Here is a 22,874-nt window from a genome sequence, read left to right as displayed (position 1 = left end):
GTGCGGGTCGTCGAGTTGGGCGAACCGGGGATGGCGGGCGGCTAGGCCTATGCCCGTGGTCGTCGTCGTGCGGCTGCGGCGACTTGCGGGTCGTCAGAAGCGGTGGACGCTGTGGGCTGAGTTGGGCGATGAAGCGGTGCGCGCAGCGGGCGGCCGGACACCGTGCCTTTTGTCGTCGAGTGGTGGGGTCTTGCGGGCCGTCAGCAGCGGTGCGCGGTTAGACCTGTGCTCCGTTGTCGTCGTCTAGCGGTGGTGGGGTTTTGCGGGCCCTCAACAGCAGCAGCGCGATTCCCGTCGCGAGGCCGGTGAGGGCTATGGGGGTCGTGACGCGGGCGTCGAGGTTCAGGATGCTGGCCAGAGTCAGCAGCAGCACCCCCGCCACCAGCAGGCCAATCGCCACGACCGTCAGCGGGCGCAGCCGGGGCAGGGGTGGCGGCTCCGGGGGCTCGTAGTGCTCGTCGGCGTTGTCGCCGGACCAGTCGACTTCGGTTTCGTGGGCTCGCCAGGTGGAGGCGGGGCGGGGGGTGTGGTCGGGCTCTTCGGCGGCGGGGGTGTCCTCGTCGATCTTCGGCAGGTCGCGGCCGACGCCCTCGCGCTCCAGGTCGGCGACGATCTGGGCGAAGGCGGCGTCCACGTCCTCTGGACCGTCACCGGGGCGGCTCTTCACGGCCGATCACCTTCCGCGCTCGGCACGCACCCGCCGGACGAACTCGACGCTGCGGTCGAAGATGACCGGCGCGTCGTGGTCGAGCGTGGCGACGTGGTAGCTGTTGTCCAGGACCACCTCGGCGACGTCGCGGCTGGAGATCCCGGCCAGCACCGCGGCGGCGTTCTGCGGCTCGACGACGTGGTCGACCGCGGAGCGCAGCAGCAGCACCGGCTGGTCGACCCTGGGCAGGTCCCGGCGCACCGTCTCCCACAGCTTGGCCAGACTCGCGAGCGCGCGCAACGGTGTCCGGCGGTAGGCGTCCTCACTCACCCCGGGTTTGGCGATGTCGTCGCTGATCGGCGCGACCGAGGGCAGCACCCGCGACAGCAGCGGGACCAGTTTGGCCGCGCGGCGCACGGTCAGCACGGACGGGTTCACCAGCACCAGGCCCGCGACCCGGTCGCCGTGCTCCTCGGCCAGCCGCAGGCACAGCGCCCCGCCCATCGACAGGCCGAACGCGAACACCGTGGAGCAGCGCTCGGTCAACTCGGTGAAGGCCGACTCCAGTTCCCCGTACCACTGCTGCCAGGTGGTGCGGTTCATCTCCTGCCAGGTCGTCCCGTGCCCGGGCAGCAGCGGCAACCGCACGCTGAACCCCTCCTCGACCAGCCGGTCGGCCCACGGGCGCATGCTGACCGGGGAGCCGGTGAAGCCGTGGCTGAGCAGCACGCCGACCTCGGTGGAGCCGTCGTGTGCGAAGCGCAGGCCGTGGTCGACCACCGCGCCCCTCCTATGATGATCACCGGTGAGCCTGGGACAAGGGTCATCGTCGCACGAACCGGGCCGTGCGCGCCCCTACCGGGGCGGGCGAAATCCGCACCGCGGGGCCGTTGTGCGCGCCGCCGCGGCGTTCGTAGGCTCGGCGGTGGACAACGGGGAGACGGGAGCGCTGGTCGCGTGCTGTACTGGCTGATGAAACGGGTCTTGCTCGGCCCGGTCCTGCACCTGTTCTTCCGGCCCCGGGTCGAGGGCCTCGAACACGTCCCCGCCACCGGCGGCGCCCTGCTGGCCAGCAACCACCTCGCCGTGTCGGACTCGTTCTTCCTGCCGCTGGTGGTGCCCAGGCGGGTGACCTTCCCGGCCAAGATGGAGTACTTCACCGCGCCCGGCCTCAAGGGCAGGCTCAAGCGGTGGTTCTTCACCGGCGTCGGGCAGATCCCGATCGACCGCTCCGGGGGCAGCGCCGCGCAGGCCGCGCTCGACACCGTGATCCGGTTGCTGCGCGAGGGCCACCTGGTCGGCATCTACCCCGAGGGCACCCGGTCCCCCGACGGCCGCCTCTACAAGGGCAAGACCGGGGTCGCCAGGATCGCGTTGGAAGCGGGCGTCCCGGTGCTCCCGGTGATCATGATCGGCACAGACAAGGCCAACCCGATCGGGTCCAAGCTGTGGAAGCCGTACCCGATCCGGATCAAGATCGGTCCGCCGCTGGACTTCAGCCGCTACGCCGGGCTGCACGGCGACCGGTTCGTCGAGCGGTCGATCACCGACGAGATCATGTATTCCCTGATGGAACTGTCGGACCAGGAGTACGTGGACGTCTACGCTGCGAAGGCCAAGGAGCAGCAGGCGGTCGCGGTCCCCACCCCGAACCGCGAACCCCGGCTGCGCGAGGCGGGCTGAACACCCGGGAACCACACCGGCGGAAAGTGAGCCCCCCTCCACTGTTTGGGCTCATCGGGTGAATGCGGGCTCCGGGCGGGAACACCTGGGCCACCAGCGCGAACTACCCGGGTCAGCGGCGAATGCGGGTGGGGTGCGGGTGTCGGTCGAAGACTGGGTGGAGTCGGGCAAGTTGGCCAGGGTCGCCGGGCTGGTCGGGGTGGTCCGCCAGACCGACAAGTTGCTCGGGGTGGCCGCCCGGTCGCGCACCTCGACCGCGCGGCGGCGCGGCAGGTCCCGGCTGGCCGAACTGACCAGGGCGGCGGTGTCGCTGGACTGGGTCGACCCGGCGGTGGAGGTCGGCGGCGAACTCCTCGGCGCCACCGGGCGGGTCGAGGGCTGGGACCGCGGCACGGTCACCACCGTCGTGCACACCCACCTCACCGCGCTGGAACGGCCCGGCAGCCCACTGGCGGCGCGGGCGCGCGAACAGGTCGCCGAGCACACCGACGGCGGCAGGCGGCCCGCGCTGCTGATCGCCCCGTTCCAACCCGAGGACACCAACCCCGGCTCCACCGGGTTCGCCGTCGCACTGCGCCGCGCCTGGACCGCCAGCCCGTGGAACGACGACCTGGCGCTGTTACCCAGGCTCGTCCACCGCCCGCTGCGCGACTTCGACACCGACGTGTGGGCCATCCGCGGCGCGCTCAGCGGGTTCCCGGTCGTGCTGGTCTACGGCCGGGTGGTGGGCGAGCGGGTCATCCCGGCCCTGGCCGCGTGGAACCTGCTGCCGCGCGCCACGACCGGCGTGCTCGACACCACCTTCCCCGCCTTCGACCTGCCAGCCGACACCGACTGGGCGGGTCGTCTGCGCCTGGGCGACCACCTGGGCCGCATGTTCGCCCTCACCGCCGGAAACCTCGGCGACTGGTTCCACCTGCTCACCCACGACCGCGGCCCCCACGTGCACCGCCTCCTGCCCGCCGACCACGTCCCCGAGCGCCGCATCCTGGCCACCAGCGCCGCCGACGCCCACGACGTCCTGGTCACCCGCACCCGCCTCGGCGAACACCGCACCCACGTCCGCCAAGCCCGCCTCCTGGCCGAAGGCGGCCTCCCCGACATCGCGGGCGCCACCGCCCACACCGTCCTCGCCGAGATCACCCGCGCCTCGGACCTGTCGGTGACCGAGCGGGTGGTACTGCTGCGCGAGCTGGTAGGCGTCTTCGGCCTCATCGGCGACGACGAGAACCTCCTGACCACCGAGCGACTGCTCTACACAGCGAGCGTCACCCGGGTCTGAGGACAGGGGCTGATCGGAGCGGCCGGGCGGGGGTGGCACGACGGGGGCGCGGGTTCGACGGCGGAGCCTGGTGAACTCGCGGTGCTGGTGGCGGGAGGTGGCACGTCGAGGCGTGGGTTGATCGCCTCGCTGGGCCACGAGGCGGGGCGATCTTGGCGATCGGTGTCCGCGCGGGTGCTTGGGGGTGTCACGCGCGGATTGTTTGATCACCTCGGCGAGTGCCTCCCCCGGCAGGCGTGGCCCGGGTCTGGTGGGCGCGGCCTGCCCGCACGGGTGTGGATCGGCGGGGGAGCGGGCCGGGCGGCGGGCACCACGCGCTCGTGGTCGAGCGCGACGACCTCGGCCAGCACCGGCTGCTCGGCCGGGCCGATCTGGACCAGGTCGCCGATGCGGGCGACGATGCCCGACACGGTGACCGCCAGGCCGACGGCGACGCCGGTGCGGGCGGGCAGCAGCGAGGCGAACCGCGCGCCGAACACGGGGTGGTCGATGGTCTGGATCACGGGGCCTGCCCCGCTCGGATCCGGGCGACCCCCACGCGGTGATCGCGGCGGGCGGTGCCTCGCTCTCGGTGCTGCCACGCGGCCGCCGCGGGGCGGAGCGATCTTGGTGGCGTGCGACTGCTTTACACGGCGAGCGTCACCCGGGTCTGATCAGTGCAGTTTGGTCAGGTCCAGGGTCCACAGGGCGTCGTCGACCACTGTGTAGAGGGTGGTGCCCACGGTGGTGGCCGCTGTGGGTTTGCCGGGGGTGGTGGTGGGGTGGGTGGTCCAGGTGGTCGCGGTGCGGCGGAGGGCTTTGAGGCCGTCCGGGGTGCCGATGAGTTGGATCACGGAGCCGTCAGCCGCCAGCACGGGTGCGGGTAGGACGTCTGTGTCGGACACCGGGAAGGTGGGGACGTCCGGGAGTTGGGTCCAGGTGTCGGCGGTGAGGCGCCAGAGGGCCAGGGATCCGTCCAGGCGGCCAGCGGCCACGCAGTCCGTGCCTGTGCAGGAGACCGACATCGCGGCGCCGCGGGCGGTGGGCGGGGTGGGCAGGGGGATCTTGGTCCAGCCGGTGTTGCCGGACTTCGAGCGCCAGGTGACGGGCTGTTCCCTGCCGTCGGCGAATTGCCAGCCGACTATGAGGATGCCGTCGGCCAGGGCGGTGGCGGCGATGGGGAAGGGGAGCGCGTCGCGGGAGGCTTCCAGGGCGGTGCCCGCGGACGGCTGCCTGATCCAGTCGTCACCCGAGGGGAGCCAGGTGGCGACGTCGAAGCCGCCGTTGGGGTTGTCCCAGCCGCCGAGCACGACCGGGCCAGCCGGGGTGGTCACGACGCCGACCAGGTCGCCCGCGCCGTAGCCGCCGAAGGTGCTGAACGCCTGGCGCTTCTCGGTGAGCCCGCCGGACCCGCCGTCCCAGACGCTCCAGCGGACGTTGCCGTGGGCGCCGCCGCGCTCGCCGCCGACGGCGAACAGCCGGTCGCCCTCGACCGCGATCTGGGTCCAGCGGGCGAGCTTGCCGTAGGGGGTCGCGGTCGTCGTCGGGATCTCGGTGACGGCCCCGGACTCGTCCCGGCGCACCAGCGCGGGCACCACCGGTTGGCCGTCGCGGTGCAGGCCGATCAGCAGACCGGTGCCCGACGGCGTCAGCGTCACCGGCGCCCCCGGCAGGTCCACCTTGGTCAGCGCGAGCGGCGCCGGACCGTCCGATCCGGCGCAACCGGCCGCGACAAGTGTGGCGACCAGCACGGTCACCAGTGCCCGTGTGCGCATGTCGATCAGTATCCACCGAACCCCGGTGACCTAGGCTTGGTCGGTGCGTTACTTCTACGACACCGAGTTCATCGAGGACGGAACGACCATCGACCTGGTGTCGATCGGTGTCGTCGACGAGGACGGCCGCGAGTTCTACGCGGTGTCCACCGAGTTCGACCCGGACAAGGCGGGCCCGTGGGTGCGGGCCAACGTGCTCGACAAGCTCCCGCCGCCCGCCGACAAGTCCTGGTGCGACCGCGCGGAGCTGCGCCGCAGGCTGCTGGAGTTCCTCACCCCGCCGCGGGCCAAGGACAAGATCGAGCTGTGGGCCTGGTTCGGCGCCTACGACCACGTCGCGATCGGCCAGCTGTGGGGCGCCATGCCCGCGCTGCCCCGGTCGATCCCCAGGTTCACCCGCGAGCTGCGCCAGCGCTGGGAGGACGTCGGCAAGCCGACCCTGCCGCCGCCCCCCGACGACGCGCACGACGCGCTCGCCGATGCCAGGCACAACCTCGTCCGGTGGCGGGTGATCGACGAGCGGTGGCGGATGCGCAACGGCCAGTAACCGCCGTCGCGACCTTGCTATACCGATTCAGTTGCCGGCAGGCTTGACCCGTCAGCCGTGGTGGTCATCACGGGCGCGCGCGGGGAAGGTCGGTAGTCATGCGGGTCGGCGTACTCACCGGGGGCGGCGACTGCCCCGGTCTCAACGCGGTCATCCGGGCGGTCGTGCGCAAGGGGATCGAGGGCCACGGCTGGGACGTCGTCGGGTTCCGCAACGGCTGGAAGGGCCCGCTCGAGGGCGACCTGAAGCCGATCGGCCTCGACGACGTCGAGGACATCCTCACCCGCGGCGGCACCATCCTCGGCTCGTCGCGCACCAACCCGTACAAGGTGGACGGCGGCGTCGACCGGATCAAGGCGGTCCTGGCCGAGCACGGCGTCGACGCGCTGATCGCCATCGGCGGCGAGGACACCCTCGGCGTGGCGAAGCGGCTGACCGACGACGGCGTCGGCGTGGTCGGCGTGCCCAAGACCATCGACAACGACCTCGGCGCCACCGACTACACCTTCGGCTTCGACACCGCGGTGCACATCGCGACCGAGGCCATCGACCGGCTGCGCACCACCGCAGAGTCGCACCACCGGGCGCTGGTCGTCGAGGTCATGGGCAGGCACGCGGGCTGGATCGCGCTGCACTCCGGCCTGGCGGGCGGCGCGAACGTGATCCTGGTGCCCGAGCGCGAGTTCAGCGTGGCGAAGGTGATCGAGTGGGTGGAGCGCCGCTTCGAGCGGCAGTACGCCCCGATCATCGTGGTCGCCGAGGGCGCGCTGCCCGAGGGCGGCAACGAGGTGCTGCTGACCGGGGAGAAGGACGCCTTCGGGCACGTCCGCCTCGGCGGGATCGGCACCTGGCTGGCCGAGGAGATCGCGGCCAAGACCGGCAAGGAGTCGCGCGCGGTCGTGCTCGGCCACACCCAGCGCGGCGGCACCCCCACGGCCTACGACCGGGTGCTGGCGACCCGGTTCGGCCTGCACGCGGTGGACGCGGTGGCCGACGGCGACTTCGGGGTGATGGTGGCGCTCAAGGGCACCGACATCGTCCGGGTCAAGCTGGCCGAGGCCACGGCGGAGCTCAAGACGGTGCCGCTGGAGCGGTACTCCGAAGCCGAGGTCTTCTTCGGCTAGGGACACGTCGCCCCCGCAGCGGGAGGTCTTCAGTGGGCGCAGCCGAGGTCTTCTTCGGCTAGGCCGATTGTTCAGCAGGCTGAGTTTCGAGTTGTGGGGTCGTGCCTGCTGCGGTGGACTAGGTCCATGGTCACCCGTTCGAAGGACTGGCTCGCGCTCCTCGGCTTCGGCGTGCTCAGCTACGGGGTCGCCGCGCTGGGGTCGCTGGCCACGCTGGACAACGTCCGCGGCTGGTACGCCAGTGCCGACAAACCCTGGTTCACCCCGCCGAACTGGCTGTTCGGTCCGGTGTGGACGGTGCTCTACGGGCTGATCGCGGTCGCCGCGTGGCTTGTCTGGCGGCGCGGCGACCGGTCGGCCCTGGGCATCTGGGGGGTGCAGCTGGCGCTGAACCTGGCCTGGACGCCCGCCTTCTTCGCGCTGCGCTGGCTGTGGCCCGCGTTCGCGGTGATCCTGCTGCTCGACGTCGCCGTGGTCGCCACCATCGTGCGGTTTCGCCGGACGCACCGGGTGGCGGCGTGGCTGCTGGTGCCGTACCTGGCCTGGATCCTGTTCGCGTCGCTGCTCAACGCGGGTGTCGCGGCACTGAACTGAGGCGCGATCTGCGGCTAGGGTGCGTTCATGGACGAACTGCTCTGGGCCGGTGCCGACGCCCAGGCGCGGGCGTTGCGCGACGGCTGGGTCACCGCGCCCGAGTTGCTGGAGCTGGTGTTGCGGCGGGCGGACCACCTGGCCGGGACGCTCAACATCTTCCGCACGGTCTACGCCGACTGCGCCAGGGAGGCCGCGGCGGCGGCGCAGACCCGCCTTGAAGCCGGGGAGCGGCTGCCGCTGCTCGGTGTGCCCGTCGCGGTCAAGGACGACCTGGACGTGGTGGGTGACTTCACCGCGCAGGGTGGGCGTCCGCAGTTCCCGGTGGCCGAACAGGACAGTGCGGCCGTGGCGAACCTGCGCGCGGCCGGGGCGGTGATCGTGGGGCACACCCGCACCCCGGAGCGGTGCTTGTGGCCGTTCACCGAGTCCAAGACCGGCGGCGCCACCCGCAACCCGTGGCATCCGGCGTACACCCCGGGCGGTTCTTCTGGTGGGTCCGCCGCCGCGATCGCTGCGGGCATCGTTGGTGCCGCGACCGGCTCCGACGGTGGCGGGTCGATCCGCATCCCCGCGACCGCATGCGGGGTATTCGCTCTTAAGACCACGCGGGGTCTTATCTCCACGGCCCCGAAACCCGAGGGTTGGCAGGGGCTTTCCACCATCGGCCCGCTGGGAAGGCGGGTCGCGGACGTCGGTCTCATGCTCGACGCGCTGGCTGACACCCGGGGTTTCCGGTCCGCGGTCGACTCTGTCCCCGAGCCTACCCGTGTCGCTCTCTCTTGGCGGACCCCGCTCGGCGTGCCCAAGCTGGCCCCTGCGTGGCGTAAGGCCGTCCTGGATGCCGCTGCGACGCTGCGCTCTCTTGGCCACCGGGTCATAGAGGCAGATCCGCCGCTGGGTGTCCGGCCGACGCCGCAGTTCGTCATCCGATACCTGCGCGGGGTCGCCGAAGACGTTGCCCGGTTGCCGCACCCGCAGTGGCTAGAAGCACGTACCCGGCACATCGCCGCGATCGGGAGCCGCGTCCCGGACCGGGTCCTGCGCTGGGCGCGCGACGCCGAGGCCGACCTGCACGCGCGGATGGCGGGCTTCACCTCCCGCCACGACGTGGTCCTGCAGCCCGCCTGGACCCGCAACCCGCCGGAGGTCGGGCTCTTCCGGAGCGCGAACCTGATCTCGACCTGGCTCGGGGTCACCGCGCGCATCCCGTACTTCCCCACCTGGAATGTGCTCGGCTACCCGGTCGCGGCGCTCCCGGTCGGCCACGACAACCGAGGACTGCCGGTCGGCGTGCAGCTCATCGGGCAACCGGGGGCCGAGCGGCTGCTGCTGTCGTTGTCCGCGCAGTTCGAGGGAGTCCGCCCCTGGGCGACCCGCAGGCCCGCGCTGTGACCGTGGAGCAGCGGATGATCCGCCGCTATGGCGAGTCCGTGCGGCCATGGCTGGCAGAGTTGCCGCGCTTGCTCGACGGGCTGGCCTCGACCTGGGGCTTGGCCCTGGGCGAGCCGTTCGCCGACGGCAACTCCGCGGTGACGCTGCGGGTGAGCCGGGCCGGGACACCACTGGTGCTCAAGGTGTCGCCGGACCCGGCTGTCCTCGACGAGCAGGTGCGGCTCATGCGGCTCTACGGGTCCCGGTCGCCGGAGATCGTCGAGGCAGGCGCGGGCGCCGTCCTGATGGAACTGGTCGACGGCGAGCCCCGCTGGCCCGACCCCGACCGGTTCGCCGCGCTGCTGCGCGACCTGCACGCCGTGCCCGACCCGGCACGGCACGCCCGCACCGACCTGGGTGCCGGGGTGGCCAACTTCTTCCCGAGGTTCACCCCGCTCGGCCCGGTCACCGCCGAACACCTGCGCCGCGCCAGGGTCCTGGCCGACGAGCTGGTCGCCACCCAGGCGGCCCCGGTGCTGCTGCACGGCGACCTGCACCGGGACAACCTGCTCGACGCGGGTCCGCGCGGGGTCGTGGTGATCGACCCGTACGGGACCCTCGGCGAACCGGAGTTCGACGCGGTCGATTACCTCCTCGGGGAATCGGACGTTTCCGTGCGATTAGCGGACCTCATTTCGGTGACCTCCCTCTCACCCGAGCGCCTTGAACGGTGGTGCCGGTCTATGTCGCCGTTGATCGCTATTGGCCACCTGAGACAGGGGCAGTCAATAGCGCACCTGAACGACTATCTCGACGAGCTTTAAGCCACAGCGCCGATGTCGAGGTAGGCCGCGAAAGCACCGAGCCAGTGCTCGGCGGCGTAACCGAACCCGAACACGTACCGCCACCCGGCCTCCCGGTGGAGTCCGGCCGCGTCGGCCGCGAGCTCGACGTAGCGGTGGCCGCGGGGCAGCGACTCGGCGACGCCGCGCCAGGCCCACGCCCGCGACAGGGCGAGTCCGGCCAGGTGGGAGCCGTGCGGGTCGGTCGGGTCGTCCACCGGGACGGGGTGGCGCAGGTCGGTCCAGCGGGGCCCGGCCAGGTCCGGGAGGAACGCGTCGAGCCAGCCCGCGAACTCCTCCGGCGGCAGCACCCGGCGCACCAGATCGGCCTCGGTCAGCGCGGGGGACAGGAAATCGGCCGCGCTCGGCTCGAACCCGCCGTAGTCGCGGTCAGCGAGGTAGAACCGCCTGGTGGCGGCCGTGCAGGCGGTCTCGAGGCCGGTGTCGCCGGTCGCGCGGGCGGCGTCGAGCGCCAGCGACAGGGCGAACGCGGTGTTGGTGTGGGTGCCGACCCGGATCGGCCACCTCGACAGGCCCAACCAGTCCAACCACCGCGTCCGCACCGCCGTGACCAGCGGCAGCAGCGCCTCGGCCCAGCGCGCGCCGCCCGGCCAGGCTCTGCACTCGGCGTCCAACAGCAACAGCCACGCCCAGCCGTAGGGCCGCTCCCAGAACGACCCGTTCGGCGTGCCGAAGAACTCGGCCTCGACGGTCGCGGACTCCCCGGTGATCAACGCGTCGAGAGTGGTCGTCGTAGCCGCGCTGACCTGCGGGAACGACCGCAGGAGGCGGACGGCGAGCCAGGTCTGGTGCACGCAGGAGTGCCAGTCGAGCGACCCGGCGAAGATCGGGTGCAGTGCGCGCTGCGGCACCAGGTCGGCGGGGGAGTCGATCACGTGTACCCAGTGCACTGGGTAGTCGCGGCCGATGTTGGCCAACGCGGTGTCGACCAACCGACTCGCCGTTTCGGGGTCCAGCGCTGGGGTCGAGTGGGGTTGCGGTGGGGTCACCGGCGCATCGTGCCGCGCGCAATTGGCCATGCCCACCCCTGTTACGTTTTTCCGCCAGGTGGAAGACGCGGTGAAATATTCCTCCCGCCGCCCAACGCGGTTGCCCGAACTCGTAGTCTGGTGCGGTGAACTGGACCGTCGACGTGCCGGTGGACACCCTCCCGGAACTGCCACCGCTGCCGCCCGCTCTGCGCACCCGACTCGACGCCGCCCTGTCCCTGCCCGCCGCCCAGCAACCGGAGTGGCCCGACGGCGAGCAGGTGCGCCAGGTGCGCACCCTGCTGGAGAGCGTCCCGCCGATCACCGTGCCCGCCGAGATCGACCGGCTGCACAAGCGGCTGGCCGAGGTCGCCCACGGCAGGGCCTTCCTGCTGCAGGGCGGCGACTGCGCCGAGACCTTCGCCGACAACACCGAACCGCACATCCGCGGCAACATCCGCACCCTGCTGCAGATGGCCGTCGTGCTCACCTACGGGGCCAGCCTGCCGGTGGTCAAGGTCGGCCGGATCGCCGGGCAGTACGCCAAGCCGCGCTCCAACAAGACCGACGCCCTCGGCCTCCCGGTCTACCGGGGCGACATCGTCAACTCGCTGGTCGCCACGCCGGAGGCCAGGGTCGCCGACCCGTCCCGGATGGTGCGCGCCTACGCCAACGCGGGCGCCGCGATGAACCTGTTGCGCGCGTTGACCGGCGCGGGCATGGCCGACCTCACCAAGGTCCACGACTGGAACCGCGACTTCGTCCGCACCTCGCCAGCCGGGGAGCGCTACGAGGCGCTGGCCACCGAGATCGACCGGGGCCTGCGCTTCATGCAGGCCTGCGGCGTCGAGGACTCGTCGCTGCACAGCGTCGAGGTGTACGCCAGCCACGAGGCGCTGCTGCTGGACTACGAGCGGGCCCTGCTGCGGATGGACAACGCGGGCCCCGAGGCCAAGCTCTACGACCTCTCCGCGCACTTCCTGTGGATCGGCGAGCGCACCCGCCAACTCGACGGTGCCCACATCGCCTTCGCCGAACTGCTGTCCAACCCCATCGGCCTCAAGATCGGCCCGACGACCACCCCCGAGATGGCCGTCGAGTACGTCCACCGCCTCGACCCGCGCAACGAACCGGGACGGCTGACCCTGATCAGCCGCATGGGCAACGGCAAGGTCCGCGAGGTCCTCCCGGCCATCGTGGAGAAGGTCGAGGCCTCCGGCCACCGCGTCATCTGGCAGTGCGACCCGATGCACGGCAACACCCACGAATCGTCCACCGGCTACAAGACCCGCCACTTCGACCGCATCGTCGACGAGGTCCAGGGCTTCTTCGAGGTCCACCGCCGCCTCGGCACCCACCCCGGCGGCATCCACGTCGAACTCACCGGCGAAGACGTCACCGAGTGCCTGGGCGGCGCCCAGGAGATCTCGGACGCCGACCTGGCAGGCCGCTACGAAACGGCCTGCGACCCGCGGCTGAACACGCAGCAGTCGCTGGAGTTGGCGTTCCTGGTCGCGGAGATGCTCCGCTCCTGACCCGCGGTACGGCCGATGGCGGTGTCTCCCCGGGGGGAGGCACCGCCATCGGTTTCTTGAGGCCTACCAGGCGAAGACGGTGCCGAACCGTTGGGCGCTGCGGCGATGGTGCCCGCGGTGTTGCCGACCGCGCCTCGGCCTGCCAGGTCGGCGAGCGGGCGGCCGGTGGCGCGCAGCTCCTCGAGCACGTAGCGGTCGCCAGCGCAGTGCCTCTGCCGGTGCACCGCGGAGCTCGCCGCGTGTGTCACCCGCTCCGGCCCGATGGCGGTATCCCCCAACAGGTTCGCGGCTTGCGCTTCCTGCGGCCTACCAGGCGAAGACCGTGACCTTGTCGCCCTTGCGGACCTTGGTGCCCGCAGGGGGTCCCTGGCTGAACACGCGGCCGTTGGGGTTGGAGAAGGGCTGCAGTTCCAGGGTCAGGCCCAGTTGCTGCAGCATTGCCTGCGCCTCGGCCACCGGTCGCTGGGAGAGGTCGGGGACCGTCACGGCCGAGGAGACCACAACGGACACGCGCTTGGCGGCGGAGGCCTCGATCTTCGCGCCCGCGCCCGGGTCCGTGCGCACCACGCGGCCGCTCTCGACGTCCGCCGAGAACTCCTGGGGGCCGTCCACCGGCTCGAAACCGGCCTGGGTCAACGCCTGGAAGGCCTCGTCCCTGGTCTTGCCCCGCACGTCCGGGACCTCCTTGGGGGCCGGGCCCTTGCTGAGCACGATCACGACCCGCTCGTTGAGCTGCATCCGCGTGCCCGACGGGGGATCCAGCTTCACCACGCGGCCTGCGGGGACCTGTTCGTCGTGGACGTTGCGGGAGTCGTCCACCGCCGCCTGGAGTTCCTCGGCGCCGATGGCCCGTTCGGCCTCGTCCCTGGAGGCGCCGGGGCGGACGTCGGGGACGACCGGTTTGCCCGCGGAGATCACGAGGTTCACCTGGTCGCCGCGCAGGGCCTCGGCGCCCGCCTTCGGGTCCGAGCTGATCACCACGCCCGCCTCGACGTCGTTGTCGCGGACGGTGGTGACGTTGGGGTTGAGGTCGGCGGAGCGGATGAGCTGCTGCGCGGTCTCGGAATCCTTGCCCGCCAGGGTGGGGACCTCGGTGTAGCGGCCCGCGCTGAACCACCAGATGGCGGTGGCCAGCAGACCGATCACCAGGACGCCGACGACGCTGAGCAGGACCAGCCTGCGCTTCGGGTTGGGCGCGGGCGGCGGGGGCGCCGCGGGCGCGGGGAACGGGGTCGACGGCGGGCCCGCTTGGGCGGCGGCGGAGTCGATCACCCGGTCGAGGTCGGAGCGGAGCATGGCGCGGGTGCCCTGCGGGCCCGCGGCGGAGAACCCCGGAACCGGGCGCATGACCGTCGGCTGCGCCTGGACCTGCGGCTGCTGGGTCTTGACGGTGGCCTCGGCGGAGGTGATCGCGGCCAACGGGACCTTGACCGTCTCCTCCGGGTCCAGCGCGTTGACCTCCTCGACCGCCGCGTGCGTCGGACCCGACACGGCCCTCGACACCGCTCCCGACACCGCGATCGTCTCGTCGACCGGGGCGGCCTGGGGGATCGGCACGCGCATCCGCGGCAGCGACAGCGCGGCCCGCACCTGCTGCAGCTCCGCCAGGAACGCGGCGCCGTCGGCGGGTCGGGCGGCCGGGTCGCGGCGGGTGGCGCGCACGACCAGCTCGTCGAGCATCGGCGGGATCCCCGGCACGGTGGCGCTCGGCGGCGGCACGTCGTCGTTGACGTGGCGGTACGCGACCGACAGGGCGTTGTCGCCGTGGTAGGGCGGGGAGCCGGTGAGGGCCTCGTAGAGCACGATCCCGGCCGAGTACACGTCGCCGCGGGCGGTGGCCGCCCCGGTCGTCACCTGCTCCGGCGACAGGTAGGCGACCGTGCCGAGGATGACGCTGCTCTTGGTGGTCCCCACGCTGGAGATGGCCCTGACCAGGCCGAAGTCGGCGACCTTGACGATCCCGCCGGTGCCGATCAGCACGTTCTCCGGCTTCACGTCGCGGTGGATCAGCCCGGCCCGGTGCGCGGCCGCCAGCGCCGAGAGCACCGGCTCCATGATCGCCACGGCCAGCGGCACCGGCAGCGTGGTCCGCTCGGCAAGCAGGTCGCGCAGGGTGCCGCCGCTGACCAGCTCCATCACCAGGTACACGTGGTCGCCGTCGAGGCCCTGGTCGTGCACCGCCACCACGTTCGGGTGGTGGATGCGGGCTGCGGAGCGCGCCTCCCGCTCGAAGCGCTCGACGAAGGTCTTGTCGTCGGCGAAGCGGGAGTCCATCACCTTGATGGCCACCGGCCGGTCCAGCCGGGTGTCCACCCCGCGGTAGACCGCCGACATCCCGCCCCGCGCCAGCGGTGCGTCCACCCGGTAGCGCTGCTCCAGCAGAGCCCCGACCAGAGCCGACTCCTTGTCCTCCACAAGGGTGGATCGTACGGAGCCACGGCCCCGCGCGTGGCGGCCCCCGGTGATGAGCGCGCGGCCGGGTGGTCGACTGCCCACCCGGCGATCGTGTGGCATCGTTGTGGGCTGTGAGCTCAATCCCCGTGGCCGCCGACGTCCTCGACCCCGACGTCCCGGTGCTGCCGCTGCCCGACGTCGCCGAACGACTCGACCAGCCGATCACCCGCGTGCACCAGGCGCTGCGTGACCACCAACTCCTCGCCATCCGGCGCAAGGGCGTCCTCATGGTCCCCGCCGAGTTCCTCACCGACACCGGCGACGTGGTCAAGGGCCTGCCCGGCACCATCACCGTGCTCAACGACTCCGGCTTCAGCCCGGACGAGGTGATGCGCTGGCTCTTCACCGCCGACGAAACCCTCCCCGGCCGCCCGATCGACGCGTTGCGCGGCGACCGGGGTCGAGAGGTCAAGCGCCGCGCACAGGCCCTCGCGTTCTAGCGGCCGGGTCACCGACTCCGGAGCTCGGACGAGGTGATGCGCTGGCTCATCGCCGCCGACGAGCCCCTCCCCGGTCGCCCGATCGACGCCTTGAGCGGAGACCGGAACCGAGAGGTCAAGCGCCGGGCGCAGGCCCTCGCGTTCTAGCCACCCGGGCCAGTACGCATCGGGCGATGCCTGGGGCTGCCAGTGCCGCCCTGCGCCCGGTGGGCACCACTGCCCGCCGGGTCACCACGTCGTACCCGGCCTCGGCGATCTCGTCGAGGATTGCCCGGTACAGCCGTGCGGCTGTCGCCACGCAGGGGCGCGACACGGGGTCCAATAGGCCGATCCCCGGTTCCGCTTCCCGGTAGCGCGCCCGCGCCACCGCCGCGAAGTGCGCCACTGCCTGCCGCACGGCGCGGTCGGGGCCGTGCGCGCGGGCGAACGTGAGTCGATCGCGGTCCACTCCGAAGGCGGCCAGGTGGTCAGCTGGGAGGTAGACGCGGCCGCGGTCTAGGTCTTCGCCTACGTCGCGGAGGAAGTTGGTTAGTTGGAAGGCTTCGCCGAGTGCCGCTGCGTGTGGGGCGGCCTCTGGCGAGACCGTCCCCAGGACGGGGAGCAGCATCAGGCCGATCACGCCCGCCGAGCCGTGGGTGTACCGCGCCAGCTCGTCCATGTCGGCGTAGTCGGTCACGGTGAGGTCCATGCGCATCGACTGCAGGAACATGCTGAACAGGTCCCTGTCGATGCTGTACCGGTGGACCGTGTCGGCAAGAGCCAGTAAGACGGGGTTCTCGGTGGGGCCGCCGTCGAATGCGCTCTTAAGAGCACCTTCCAACGCGAGCAGATCACCGGCTGGGTCAGGTCCTGGGTTGTCCACGACCTCGTCCGCCACCCGCGCGAACCCGTACAACGCGTGCACGGCGGGACGGCGCTCGGGCGGCAACAGGCGGGTCGCCAGGAAGTACGTGCGGCCGTACTGGGCGTTGATCCGCTTGCTGCCCGCGTACGCCGCGTCCAACGGGTTCAGCGCGCGCACCCCGCCCATTGCCCGGCCGGGCACGCCCCGTCGGCGCTGCGGTACGCCTCGACCAGCTGCTTGAGCAGCCCGTACGCCGAGCCCGCGTCGCTGGTCGCGGTCACCAGGTCCACCCGGCACACCGACCCGGTCATGCCCATGCACACCGCGAGCTGCCGGTCGGCGCGGTCGGACCAGTGCTTGCCGGTCACCCCGTACTTCCAGACCTTCTTGCCCGCGTACCCGATCGAGAACACGTAGTGCGAGCCTTCGGTCAACCGGGCCTTGGCGTCGGCGGGCGCGGACTTCGACAGCGCGGTCACCTTGGTCAGGTCCGGCGCGTCGGCCAGCACGACCGTCGACCACTCCACGCTGTACGGGTGGTTGCCCGGCACCGAGTTCGCGCGGGCGAAGAACTGCACCCACTCCTGGCTCGACAGCGTGCAGGTGGCGCTGCCCGCCTGGCCCGGCGCCACCGGACCGGCCAGCACCTCGCACGCGCCCAGCGGCGCGCTGTCGCCCTGCCAGTTGCCGCGCACCGACACCCGGACCGCCGCCTTGGTGCTGTTGGTGAAACTCACGACGATCGAGCAACTCGCCGCGCCGCAGCCCTCGAAGGTGTGGCCGCTCTCCTGCACCGTGTTGAGCACGTCGACCGGCGCGGTCAGCGCCCCGGCCTCGGTGGCCACGTCCTGGTAGAACTTCGCCACGTCCGCGGTGGCGTCGGTGACCGTCGCGGCCAGCTTCTTCACCGTCGTGGCCGCGGACTGCCCGGCGGAGTCGAGCTCCACCTTCAGCACGCCGTGCGGCGCCGCCTCCGCCAGGTACACCGCGCCGTTGACCAGCGGCACCCGGAACGCCTTGGTGCCGCCGAGGTCGGTGGGCCGTCGAGTGGTCAGCGGCTGCTCGGCCTCGTCGGCCTTGTCCGTGTCGACCACCAGGAACTGGCTCATCGACTCCGGGGTGAACACGTCGGCCAACTCCATGCCGATCAACCCGCCCGGCACCTTCACCCAGCGGTCGGCCACCGCGGTGCCCTTGCTCTCGGCGTTGCCCACCCCCGACAGCGTCGACCAGAAGTCCGCCGCCGCCTTGAGGTAGGTGCCGCGCTCGATCACCAGCACCGACGCGGCCTTGCCGTTGACGGTGAGCGCGCCGCTGATCTCGCCGCCGCTGGTCGCCTTGAGGTCGAACTGGACCGGGTCGCTGTGGGCCGAGGTCAGCGTGCCCTGGAAGCGCAACAGCCCGGCCTCGCCGAGGTCGTCGAGCGACTGCACGGCCGAGGCGGCACCGGTCGGCGGCCCGATCTCCGTGGCCACCGGCGTCCCGGCCACCCCGTCGCTGCACGCCGCCGCGGCCAGCAGCACGCCAAGCCCCAGGGCCGCCAGCGGCACCACCCGCCCGCGTGCCGTCCTCCGCCAACCAGCCCAGCGCATCTCGCCGCTCCCCGTCCGCCACCCGCCCACCGCGCGGATTATCGCGGCCCTGGGTGACCAGGAACCAAAGATAGCCTCACGGGCCGCTCACGGACCGACGCCGCCCGGCCGCGCCCGCCCCTGAACTGCCGGTCACCGGCCGCGCAGCGGGATATCGACGCCGGTGTGGTGCCGCACCTGGCCGCGCGGATTGTCGTGGCCTTGGGCGGCCAGGAACCAGAAGTGCCTCATAGGTCGCTGACGGATCTTCGCCGCCCGGCCGGTCACTCGCAGCGAGCCTGCCGGAGATCAGTACCGGCGGGGTGCCCGCGCCTGGCCGCGCGTGTTGTCGCAGCCTTGGATGACCGGAATCAGAAGTGCCTCACGGGCCGCTCACGGACCGACGCCGCCCGGCCGCGCCCGCCCCTGAACTGCCGGTCACCGGCCGCGCGGCGGGATACCCGCGCCGGGCGTGGTGCCATACCCCGGCCGTGCCTGCCCCCGGTAACGTCCGGTGACCCGTAGCGCGGCGAGCTTGCCCGAGATCAACCCGGCGGGATGCCCACGCTGGGCCGTGCCCGCTGCGGAAGCACCGGTCACCCGTAGCGCGCGGCGAACCTGCCGGAGATCGGCACCGGCGGGATATCGACGCCGGTGTAGGGCCACACCTGACCGAGCAAATTGTCGCGGCCGTGGGGGACCTGGAATCAAGAATGGCCTTGCAGACCGCTCACGGATCGCCGCCGCCCGGCCGCGCCCGCCCCTGAACTGCCGGTTGCCTAGGAAACGAAAGCGCCTTACATGCCGCTAGCGGACCGCCGCCGGGCTGTGCTCGCCCTGGGGCTGCCGGTCACCCGTAGCGCGGCCAGCCGACCCGAGATCAACACCGGGGGTATGCCCACGCCCGGCGTTGTGCCGCAGCCCGCGAGCACGACGTTGTCCACGCCGGGGACCAGGTTTCTCGGGCGGAACGGGCCGGTCTGGGTGACGGTGTGCGCGACGGAGAACGGGGTGCCCTCGGCCAGGCCCGCCGCCGCCCAGTCGGAGGGGGTGATCAGGCGTTGGACCTCGATCGAGTCGGTGAAGCCGGTCAGGCCGCGCTGCTCGAGTACCCGCAGCAGTTCGTCGCGGTAGATCGGGCCGATCCTCGGCCAGTCGATCGGGCCGGTGCGCAGGTTCGGCACCGGGGCCAGCACCGACACCTGCTGCCGTCCCTCGGGGGCCATGGTCGGGTCGGTCGCGGTCGGGCGGGTGATCAGCAGTGACGGGTCGCCCATCAGCGCGCCGCGCCGGGTGACCTCGTCGAAGGTGCGTTCCCAGGCCGCGCCGAAGGAGATCGTGTGGTGCGCTAACAAGTCCCACGAGCGGGTGACGCCCGTGTGTAGGACGACCGCTGACGGGGAGTAGCGCACCCGCAGGGCGCGCCGCGGGCTCAGGCCGAGCAGGCCGTATGCGGCGGGCAGGTCCGCGGTCACCACGACGGCGTCGCACGCGATCCGCTCGCCGCCGGTGGTGCGCACAGCCCGCACCCGGGTGCCGACCCGCTCCAGCCACGCCGCGCTCGTCGAGTACCGGAACCGCACCCCGGCCCGCCCCGCCGCGTCCGCCATCGCCTCGGCCACGGCACCGACGCCACCGCCGTGCGCACGCCCACCGCGCGGGAAGTACACCCCGGCCACGGTGTCCATGTAGGCGATCACCGCGTACGCGGCCAACGCCCGGTTCGGCGCGACCCCCGCGTAGAGGGACTGGAAGGTGAAGAGCCTGCGCAGCCGTTCGTCGGACAGGTGCCTGGCCACGGCCGGGCCGAGCCTGCCGAAGCCGCCCAGGGCCGCAAGCCGCGCGAGTTCCGGGCCGACCAGGTCGAACGGGGAGTCCATGTTGGCGCCGATGAACCGGTCCCGCTGCACCCGGTACAGCTCGGTCAGCCACGCCCGCAGCCGCAGGTAGCCCGCCGCTTCCCGGGGGCCTGCCACCCGGCGCACCTCGTCGGCCATCGCCGCGGCGTCGGTGTGCACGTGGACGGTGGACCCGTCGGCGAAGTGCGCCCGGTACGCCGGGTCCAGCGGCACGAGGTCCAGGTCGAGCGAAGCGCCGACCGCGGCCAAGGCCTCCTCGACGAGCTCGGGCATCGTGAGCACCGTCGCGCCGGTGTCGACCGCGTAGCCGCCCATGGACTCCCGGCGCACCCGGCCGCCGGGGACCGCGGCGGACTCCAGCACGGTCACCTCGCGGCCCGCGCCCGCCAGGTGCAGCGCCGCGGCCAGGCCGGACAAGCCCGCGCCGACGACCACGACGTGGTCGGTGCGACCGGGCAGCACCCGGAGCCCGCCCACCGCTAGCTGGCCCGCTTGGTCGCGCTGACGGCCAACCCGGCCAACACCTCTCCCGCGGGCTCGGCCAGCTCGACGCCGCCCAGCGCCAGCATCGCCGACTCGGTCAGCTCGCCGATCCGACCCTCCACCTCGGCCACCGCGCCCAGGTCGACCAACAGCTCGCGGACCCGTTCGACGGTCGCTGAATCGAGGTTCTCGTCACCGAGCGCCGACCGCAGCACCGCCGCGTCCGCCTGCCTGCCCGCCGCGTCCGCCCGGCGCAGGCCCACCGACACCAGGAGCGTCCGCTTGCCCTCGCGCAGGTCGTCGCCCGCGGGCTTGCCGGTCACGTCCGTGTCCCCGTACATGCCGAGCAGGTCGTCGCGCAGTTGGAACGCCACGCCGATGTCGGCGCCGAAGGCCCGCAGCGCCCCGGTCACCCGCTCGTCGGCCCCGGCCAGCGCCGCGCCCATGTGCAGCGGCCGCTCCACCGTGTAGGCGGCGGTCTTCATCCGCGCCACGCTCAGCGCCGCCTCGGCCGACTCGTCGCCCTTGGCCTGGGTCAGCACGTCCAGGTACTGCCCGGCCAGCATCTCCGCGCGCATCGCCTGCCACGGCACCAGCGCCGCCGCCCGCCGCTCGGGGGCCAGCGCGGCGCTGACGTACATGTCGTCGGCCCAGGCCAGTGCCAGGTCGCCGAGCAGGATCGCGGCCGCGGCGCCGAAGCGCTCCGAGGTGCCCAACCAGCCCCGCTCCCGGTGCCGGGCGGCGAACTCCACGTGCACCGTCGGCTTGCCCCGGCGCACCGCGGAGTCGTCCATCAGGTCGTCGTGCACCAGCGCGCACGCCTGGATCAGCTCCAACGCGCTCACCGCGCGCAGCACCGCCTCCGCGTCGGCGCCCGAGCCCGCGCCACCGGCCCCGCGCCAGCCCCACCAGGCGAACGTCGGCCGGATCCGCTTGCCGCCGCCGAGCACGAACGCCGCAAGCGACTCCACCGCCGAACCGAACGACGGCGCCATCTCGGCCATCCCGGCGTGCCTGCCCGCGAGATAATCCGACAGGGCCCGCTCGACGTGTACCGCCAGCGCCCCGTCCATGGAATTGTCGATCACCTGGGTCCGCCGCACCCGCCTATCGTCCGCCGCGCCGCGCCGCGGCGGGTAGCCGGGGGTGGGCCACTGTGACCGAGCACCCGGTTGTCCAGACCTTAGGAACGCGGTTCCACGAGCCGGGACTTCGCTAGGCTTGGCCGCATGACGACCGTGGTGCAGCGCATCCGGGTGGGCAGGCCCGTGTTCTCCGTGGAGTTCATGCCGCCGCGCGACGCGGCGGACGAGCAGCGGCTGTGGAACGCCATCCGCGAGCTCGAGGGCCTCGACCCGGCGTTCGTGTCCGTCACCTACGGCGCGGGCGGCTCCAGCCGCGACCGCACCATCCGCACGACCGGGCGGGTCGCCAGGGAGACCACCCTGGTGTCGATGGCCCACCTGACCGCGGTCGACCACTCCATCGCCGAACTGCGCAACGTCATCGGCTGGTACGCCGCCCTGGGCATCCGCAACATCCTGGCCCTGCGCGGCGACCCGCCCGGCGACCCCAACGGCGAGTGGGTCGCGCACCCGCAGGGCCTGCACTACGCCGACGAGCTGGTCCGGCTGGTCCGCGAGCTCGGCGACTTCTGCGTCGGCGTCGCCGCGTTCCCCTACGGCCACCCGCGCTCGGCCGACGTGGACTCCGACACCGACAACCTGATCCGCAAGTTCCGGGCGGGCGCCGACTTCGCCATCGCCCAGCTGTTCTTCGAGCCAGAGGACTTCCTGCGGCTGCGCGACCGGGTCGCCGCCCGCGGCTGCGACGCCGACCTGCTGCCCGGGATCATGCCGATCACCACCCGCAAGACCCTGGCCAAGACCATCGAGCTCTCCGGCGCGCCGCTGCCGCCGCGCATCGCCGCGCTGCTGGAGCCGCACACCGACCCGAAGTCGTTCCGCGCCGCCGGCATCGACCTGGCCACCGAGGTCAGCGAGCGGCTGCTGGCCGAGGGCGTGTCGGGCCTGCACTTCTACACGTTCAACCGGTCCAAGGCGACCAAGGAGGTCGTCAACCGACTGGGGCTCGTGCCCGCGCGGACCTAATACCGGCGCACGGTGGGCGGCCCCGCGGCGCGCACCGAGCGGCGGTGGGTGAAGTACGCCAAGGCCAGCACGAGCAGCGCGACCCCGATCGCCGAAGCCCCGACGATCATGACCCACTTGGTCCACGAGACACCGGACTTGTCGGTGTACTGGACCGCCGCGTCGAACTCGGTCACCGCGCCCGGCTTGGGCTTCCAGGTGACCGTGCCGTTGTCGTTGATGCCGTTGGTCCTGGTGACCGTGCCGGGGAAGGTCACCTTCACCTGCACGTCCGCCCGGTCGGCGGGCAGCTCGGTCAGGTCGACCGACCCGCCCATCGTCACCAGGTCACCCGAGCGGCGGAAGCTGAGCCGGTACTGCTTGCCCGCGGTGATGGCGTCGCTGAGCACGGTGATCTCGGCGAAGGACAGGCCCTGGAACGACACCGTCTGCCCCACGTACCCGTCGGCGGTGTAGCTCTGCGCGCGGACCTTGCCCTTGAGCTCCGGCGGGATCGTCAGCGCGGGCCCGGTGTCGCCCTGCTTGATCGCCACCGACGCGACCACGAGCTGGCCGGAGACCAGGTCGTCCTCGGACACCGCGAACGCGGCCTGCACCCGCACGCACCCCGAAAGGGTCAGCAGCGCCAGCAGGGTGAGCGCGAGCAGCGCCGCCCACCTGCGCAAACCGGATCGGGGCTGTTGTGTGGCCTGGTGCACCCGGCCATCCTGCCGTACCCGTCCACCGCGCCCGCCGCCGACTG

At 72.4% G+C, this 22,874-nt stretch carries 22 protein-coding genes; 11 read left to right on the top strand and 11 right to left on the bottom strand.

Features of this window, described 5'->3' with window-relative positions:
- Positions 1-217 precede the first annotated feature (217 nt).
- A complete protein-coding gene (locus JOD54_RS32975) occupies positions 218-667 on the bottom strand; it encodes a hypothetical protein (RefSeq protein ID WP_204455829.1) in 450 nt (149 codons plus the stop codon).
- 6 nt (positions 668-673) lie between these two features.
- A complete protein-coding gene (locus JOD54_RS32970; RefSeq protein WP_204455828.1) occupies positions 674-1,429 on the bottom strand; it encodes an alpha/beta hydrolase in 756 nt (251 codons plus the stop codon).
- Between the two features lie 177 nt (positions 1,430-1,606).
- On the opposite strand from JOD54_RS32970, the gene JOD54_RS32965 reads away from it, so the two are divergent.
- Both JOD54_RS32965 and JOD54_RS32960 read left to right on the top strand, forming a co-directional pair.
- Positions 1,607-2,332 (top strand): lysophospholipid acyltransferase family protein, encoded by a 726-nt coding sequence (locus JOD54_RS32965; RefSeq protein ID WP_204455827.1) that lies wholly within the window; start codon positions 1,607-1,609, stop codon positions 2,330-2,332.
- Positions 2,333-2,471: 139 nt separating this feature from the next.
- A complete protein-coding gene (locus JOD54_RS32960; protein ID WP_204455826.1) occupies positions 2,472-3,614 on the top strand; it encodes a hypothetical protein in 1,143 nt (380 codons plus the stop codon).
- Positions 3,615-3,820: 206 nt separating this feature from the next.
- Here the strand turns inward: JOD54_RS32960 and JOD54_RS32955 are convergent, their stop codons facing one another.
- Together JOD54_RS32955 and JOD54_RS32950 are read right to left on the bottom strand one after the other, a co-directional pair.
- On the bottom strand, positions 3,821-4,117 hold the full coding sequence (locus JOD54_RS32955) for a hypothetical protein (protein WP_204457039.1): 297 nt from the start codon (positions 4,115-4,117) through the stop codon (positions 3,821-3,823).
- A gap of 150 nt (positions 4,118-4,267) precedes the next feature.
- Positions 4,268-5,368: a Kelch repeat-containing protein gene (locus tag JOD54_RS32950; RefSeq protein WP_204455825.1), complete on the bottom strand. Its 1,101-nt coding sequence runs from the start codon at positions 5,366-5,368 to the stop codon at positions 4,268-4,270.
- 43 nt (positions 5,369-5,411) lie between these two features.
- Between JOD54_RS32950 and JOD54_RS32945 the strand changes: the two genes are divergently transcribed.
- The 5 genes from JOD54_RS32945 to JOD54_RS32925 all read left to right on the top strand — a co-directional run bounded on the left by JOD54_RS32945 (position 5,412) and on the right by JOD54_RS32925 (position 9,828).
- Positions 5,412-5,915 (top strand): polyadenylate-specific 3'-exoribonuclease AS, encoded by a 504-nt coding sequence (locus tag JOD54_RS32945; protein ID WP_204455824.1) that lies wholly within the window; start codon positions 5,412-5,414, stop codon positions 5,913-5,915.
- 98 nt (positions 5,916-6,013) lie between these two features.
- A complete protein-coding gene (locus tag JOD54_RS32940) occupies positions 6,014-7,039 on the top strand; it encodes a 6-phosphofructokinase (protein WP_204455823.1) in 1,026 nt (341 codons plus the stop codon).
- A gap of 126 nt (positions 7,040-7,165) precedes the next feature.
- Positions 7,166-7,633, top strand: coding sequence for a TspO/MBR family protein (locus tag JOD54_RS32935; protein ID WP_204455822.1), 468 nt, complete (start codon positions 7,166-7,168; stop codon positions 7,631-7,633).
- 27 nt (positions 7,634-7,660) lie between these two features.
- A complete protein-coding gene (locus JOD54_RS32930) occupies positions 7,661-9,025 on the top strand; it encodes an amidase family protein (RefSeq protein WP_204455821.1) in 1,365 nt (454 codons plus the stop codon).
- Positions 9,026-9,039: 14 nt separating this feature from the next.
- Positions 9,040-9,828 carry a phosphotransferase gene (locus JOD54_RS32925; protein ID WP_204455820.1) on the top strand — a complete coding sequence of 263 codons (789 nt, stop codon included), beginning with the start codon at positions 9,040-9,042 and terminating at the stop codon, positions 9,826-9,828.
- On the opposite strand, the gene JOD54_RS32920 is transcribed toward JOD54_RS32925, so the two are convergent.
- Entirely contained in the window at positions 9,825-10,856 is a 1,032-nt protein-coding gene (locus JOD54_RS32920; protein WP_204455819.1) for a DUF2891 domain-containing protein, read from the bottom strand. The two genes, JOD54_RS32925 and JOD54_RS32920, sit on opposite strands and share 4 nt — an antisense overlap.
- A 125-nt stretch (positions 10,857-10,981) precedes the next feature.
- Here JOD54_RS32920 and JOD54_RS32915 point away from each other — a divergent pair, with 125 nt between their 5' ends.
- Entirely contained in the window at positions 10,982-12,370 is a 1,389-nt protein-coding gene (locus tag JOD54_RS32915) for a class II 3-deoxy-7-phosphoheptulonate synthase (RefSeq protein ID WP_204455818.1), read from the top strand.
- Positions 12,371-12,676: 306 nt separating this feature from the next.
- Here the strand turns inward: JOD54_RS32915 and pknB are convergent, their stop codons facing one another.
- Positions 12,677-14,785, bottom strand: coding sequence for a Stk1 family PASTA domain-containing Ser/Thr kinase (gene pknB / locus JOD54_RS32910; RefSeq protein ID WP_307860466.1), 2,109 nt, complete (start codon positions 14,783-14,785; stop codon positions 12,677-12,679).
- Between the two features lie 110 nt (positions 14,786-14,895).
- Here pknB and JOD54_RS32905 point away from each other — a divergent pair, with 110 nt between their 5' ends.
- Positions 14,896-15,264: an Rv2175c family DNA-binding protein gene (locus JOD54_RS32905; protein ID WP_204455816.1), complete on the top strand. Its 369-nt coding sequence runs from the start codon at positions 14,896-14,898 to the stop codon at positions 15,262-15,264.
- Between the two features lie 36 nt (positions 15,265-15,300).
- Positions 15,301-15,411: an Rv2175c family DNA-binding protein gene (locus JOD54_RS32900; protein ID WP_204455815.1), complete on the top strand. Its 111-nt coding sequence runs from the start codon at positions 15,301-15,303 to the stop codon at positions 15,409-15,411.
- On the opposite strand, the gene JOD54_RS32895 is transcribed toward JOD54_RS32900, so the two are convergent.
- From JOD54_RS32895 to JOD54_RS32880, 4 genes are all read right to left on the bottom strand, one after another.
- On the bottom strand, positions 15,380-16,294 hold the full coding sequence (locus JOD54_RS32895; RefSeq protein ID WP_204456971.1) for a phytoene/squalene synthase family protein: 915 nt from the start codon (positions 16,292-16,294) through the stop codon (positions 15,380-15,382). The genes JOD54_RS32900 and JOD54_RS32895 overlap by 32 nt on opposite strands.
- Positions 16,273-17,700 (bottom strand): hypothetical protein, encoded by a 1,428-nt coding sequence (locus JOD54_RS32890; RefSeq protein ID WP_204455814.1) that lies wholly within the window; start codon positions 17,698-17,700, stop codon positions 16,273-16,275. The genes JOD54_RS32895 and JOD54_RS32890 overlap by 22 nt, the downstream gene beginning before the upstream one ends.
- A gap of 776 nt (positions 17,701-18,476) precedes the next feature.
- Positions 18,477-20,015 (bottom strand): phytoene desaturase family protein, encoded by a 1,539-nt coding sequence (crtI, locus tag JOD54_RS32885; protein WP_204455813.1) that lies wholly within the window; start codon positions 20,013-20,015, stop codon positions 18,477-18,479.
- A 2-nt stretch (positions 20,016-20,017) separates the two neighbouring features.
- Entirely contained in the window at positions 20,018-21,094 is a 1,077-nt protein-coding gene (locus JOD54_RS32880) for a polyprenyl synthetase family protein (RefSeq protein ID WP_204456968.1), read from the bottom strand.
- Between the two features lie 156 nt (positions 21,095-21,250).
- On the opposite strand from JOD54_RS32880, the gene JOD54_RS32875 reads away from it, so the two are divergent.
- Positions 21,251-22,132 carry a methylenetetrahydrofolate reductase gene (locus tag JOD54_RS32875; protein WP_204455812.1) on the top strand — a complete coding sequence of 294 codons (882 nt, stop codon included), beginning with the start codon at positions 21,251-21,253 and terminating at the stop codon, positions 22,130-22,132.
- On the opposite strand, the gene JOD54_RS32870 is transcribed toward JOD54_RS32875, so the two are convergent.
- Positions 22,129-22,830 carry an LppM family (lipo)protein gene (locus tag JOD54_RS32870; RefSeq protein ID WP_204455811.1) on the bottom strand — a complete coding sequence of 234 codons (702 nt, stop codon included), beginning with the start codon at positions 22,828-22,830 and terminating at the stop codon, positions 22,129-22,131. The two genes, JOD54_RS32875 and JOD54_RS32870, sit on opposite strands and share 4 nt — an antisense overlap.
- Between the last annotated feature and the right edge of the window lie 44 nt (positions 22,831-22,874).

Origin of the sequence: Actinokineospora baliensis (assembly GCF_016907695.1) — a bacterium.
Classification (GTDB): domain Bacteria; phylum Actinomycetota; class Actinomycetes; order Mycobacteriales; family Pseudonocardiaceae; genus Actinokineospora; species Actinokineospora baliensis.
Note: the sequence above shows the minus strand (reverse complement) of the source record. Positions and strands in the feature narration are given on the sequence as shown.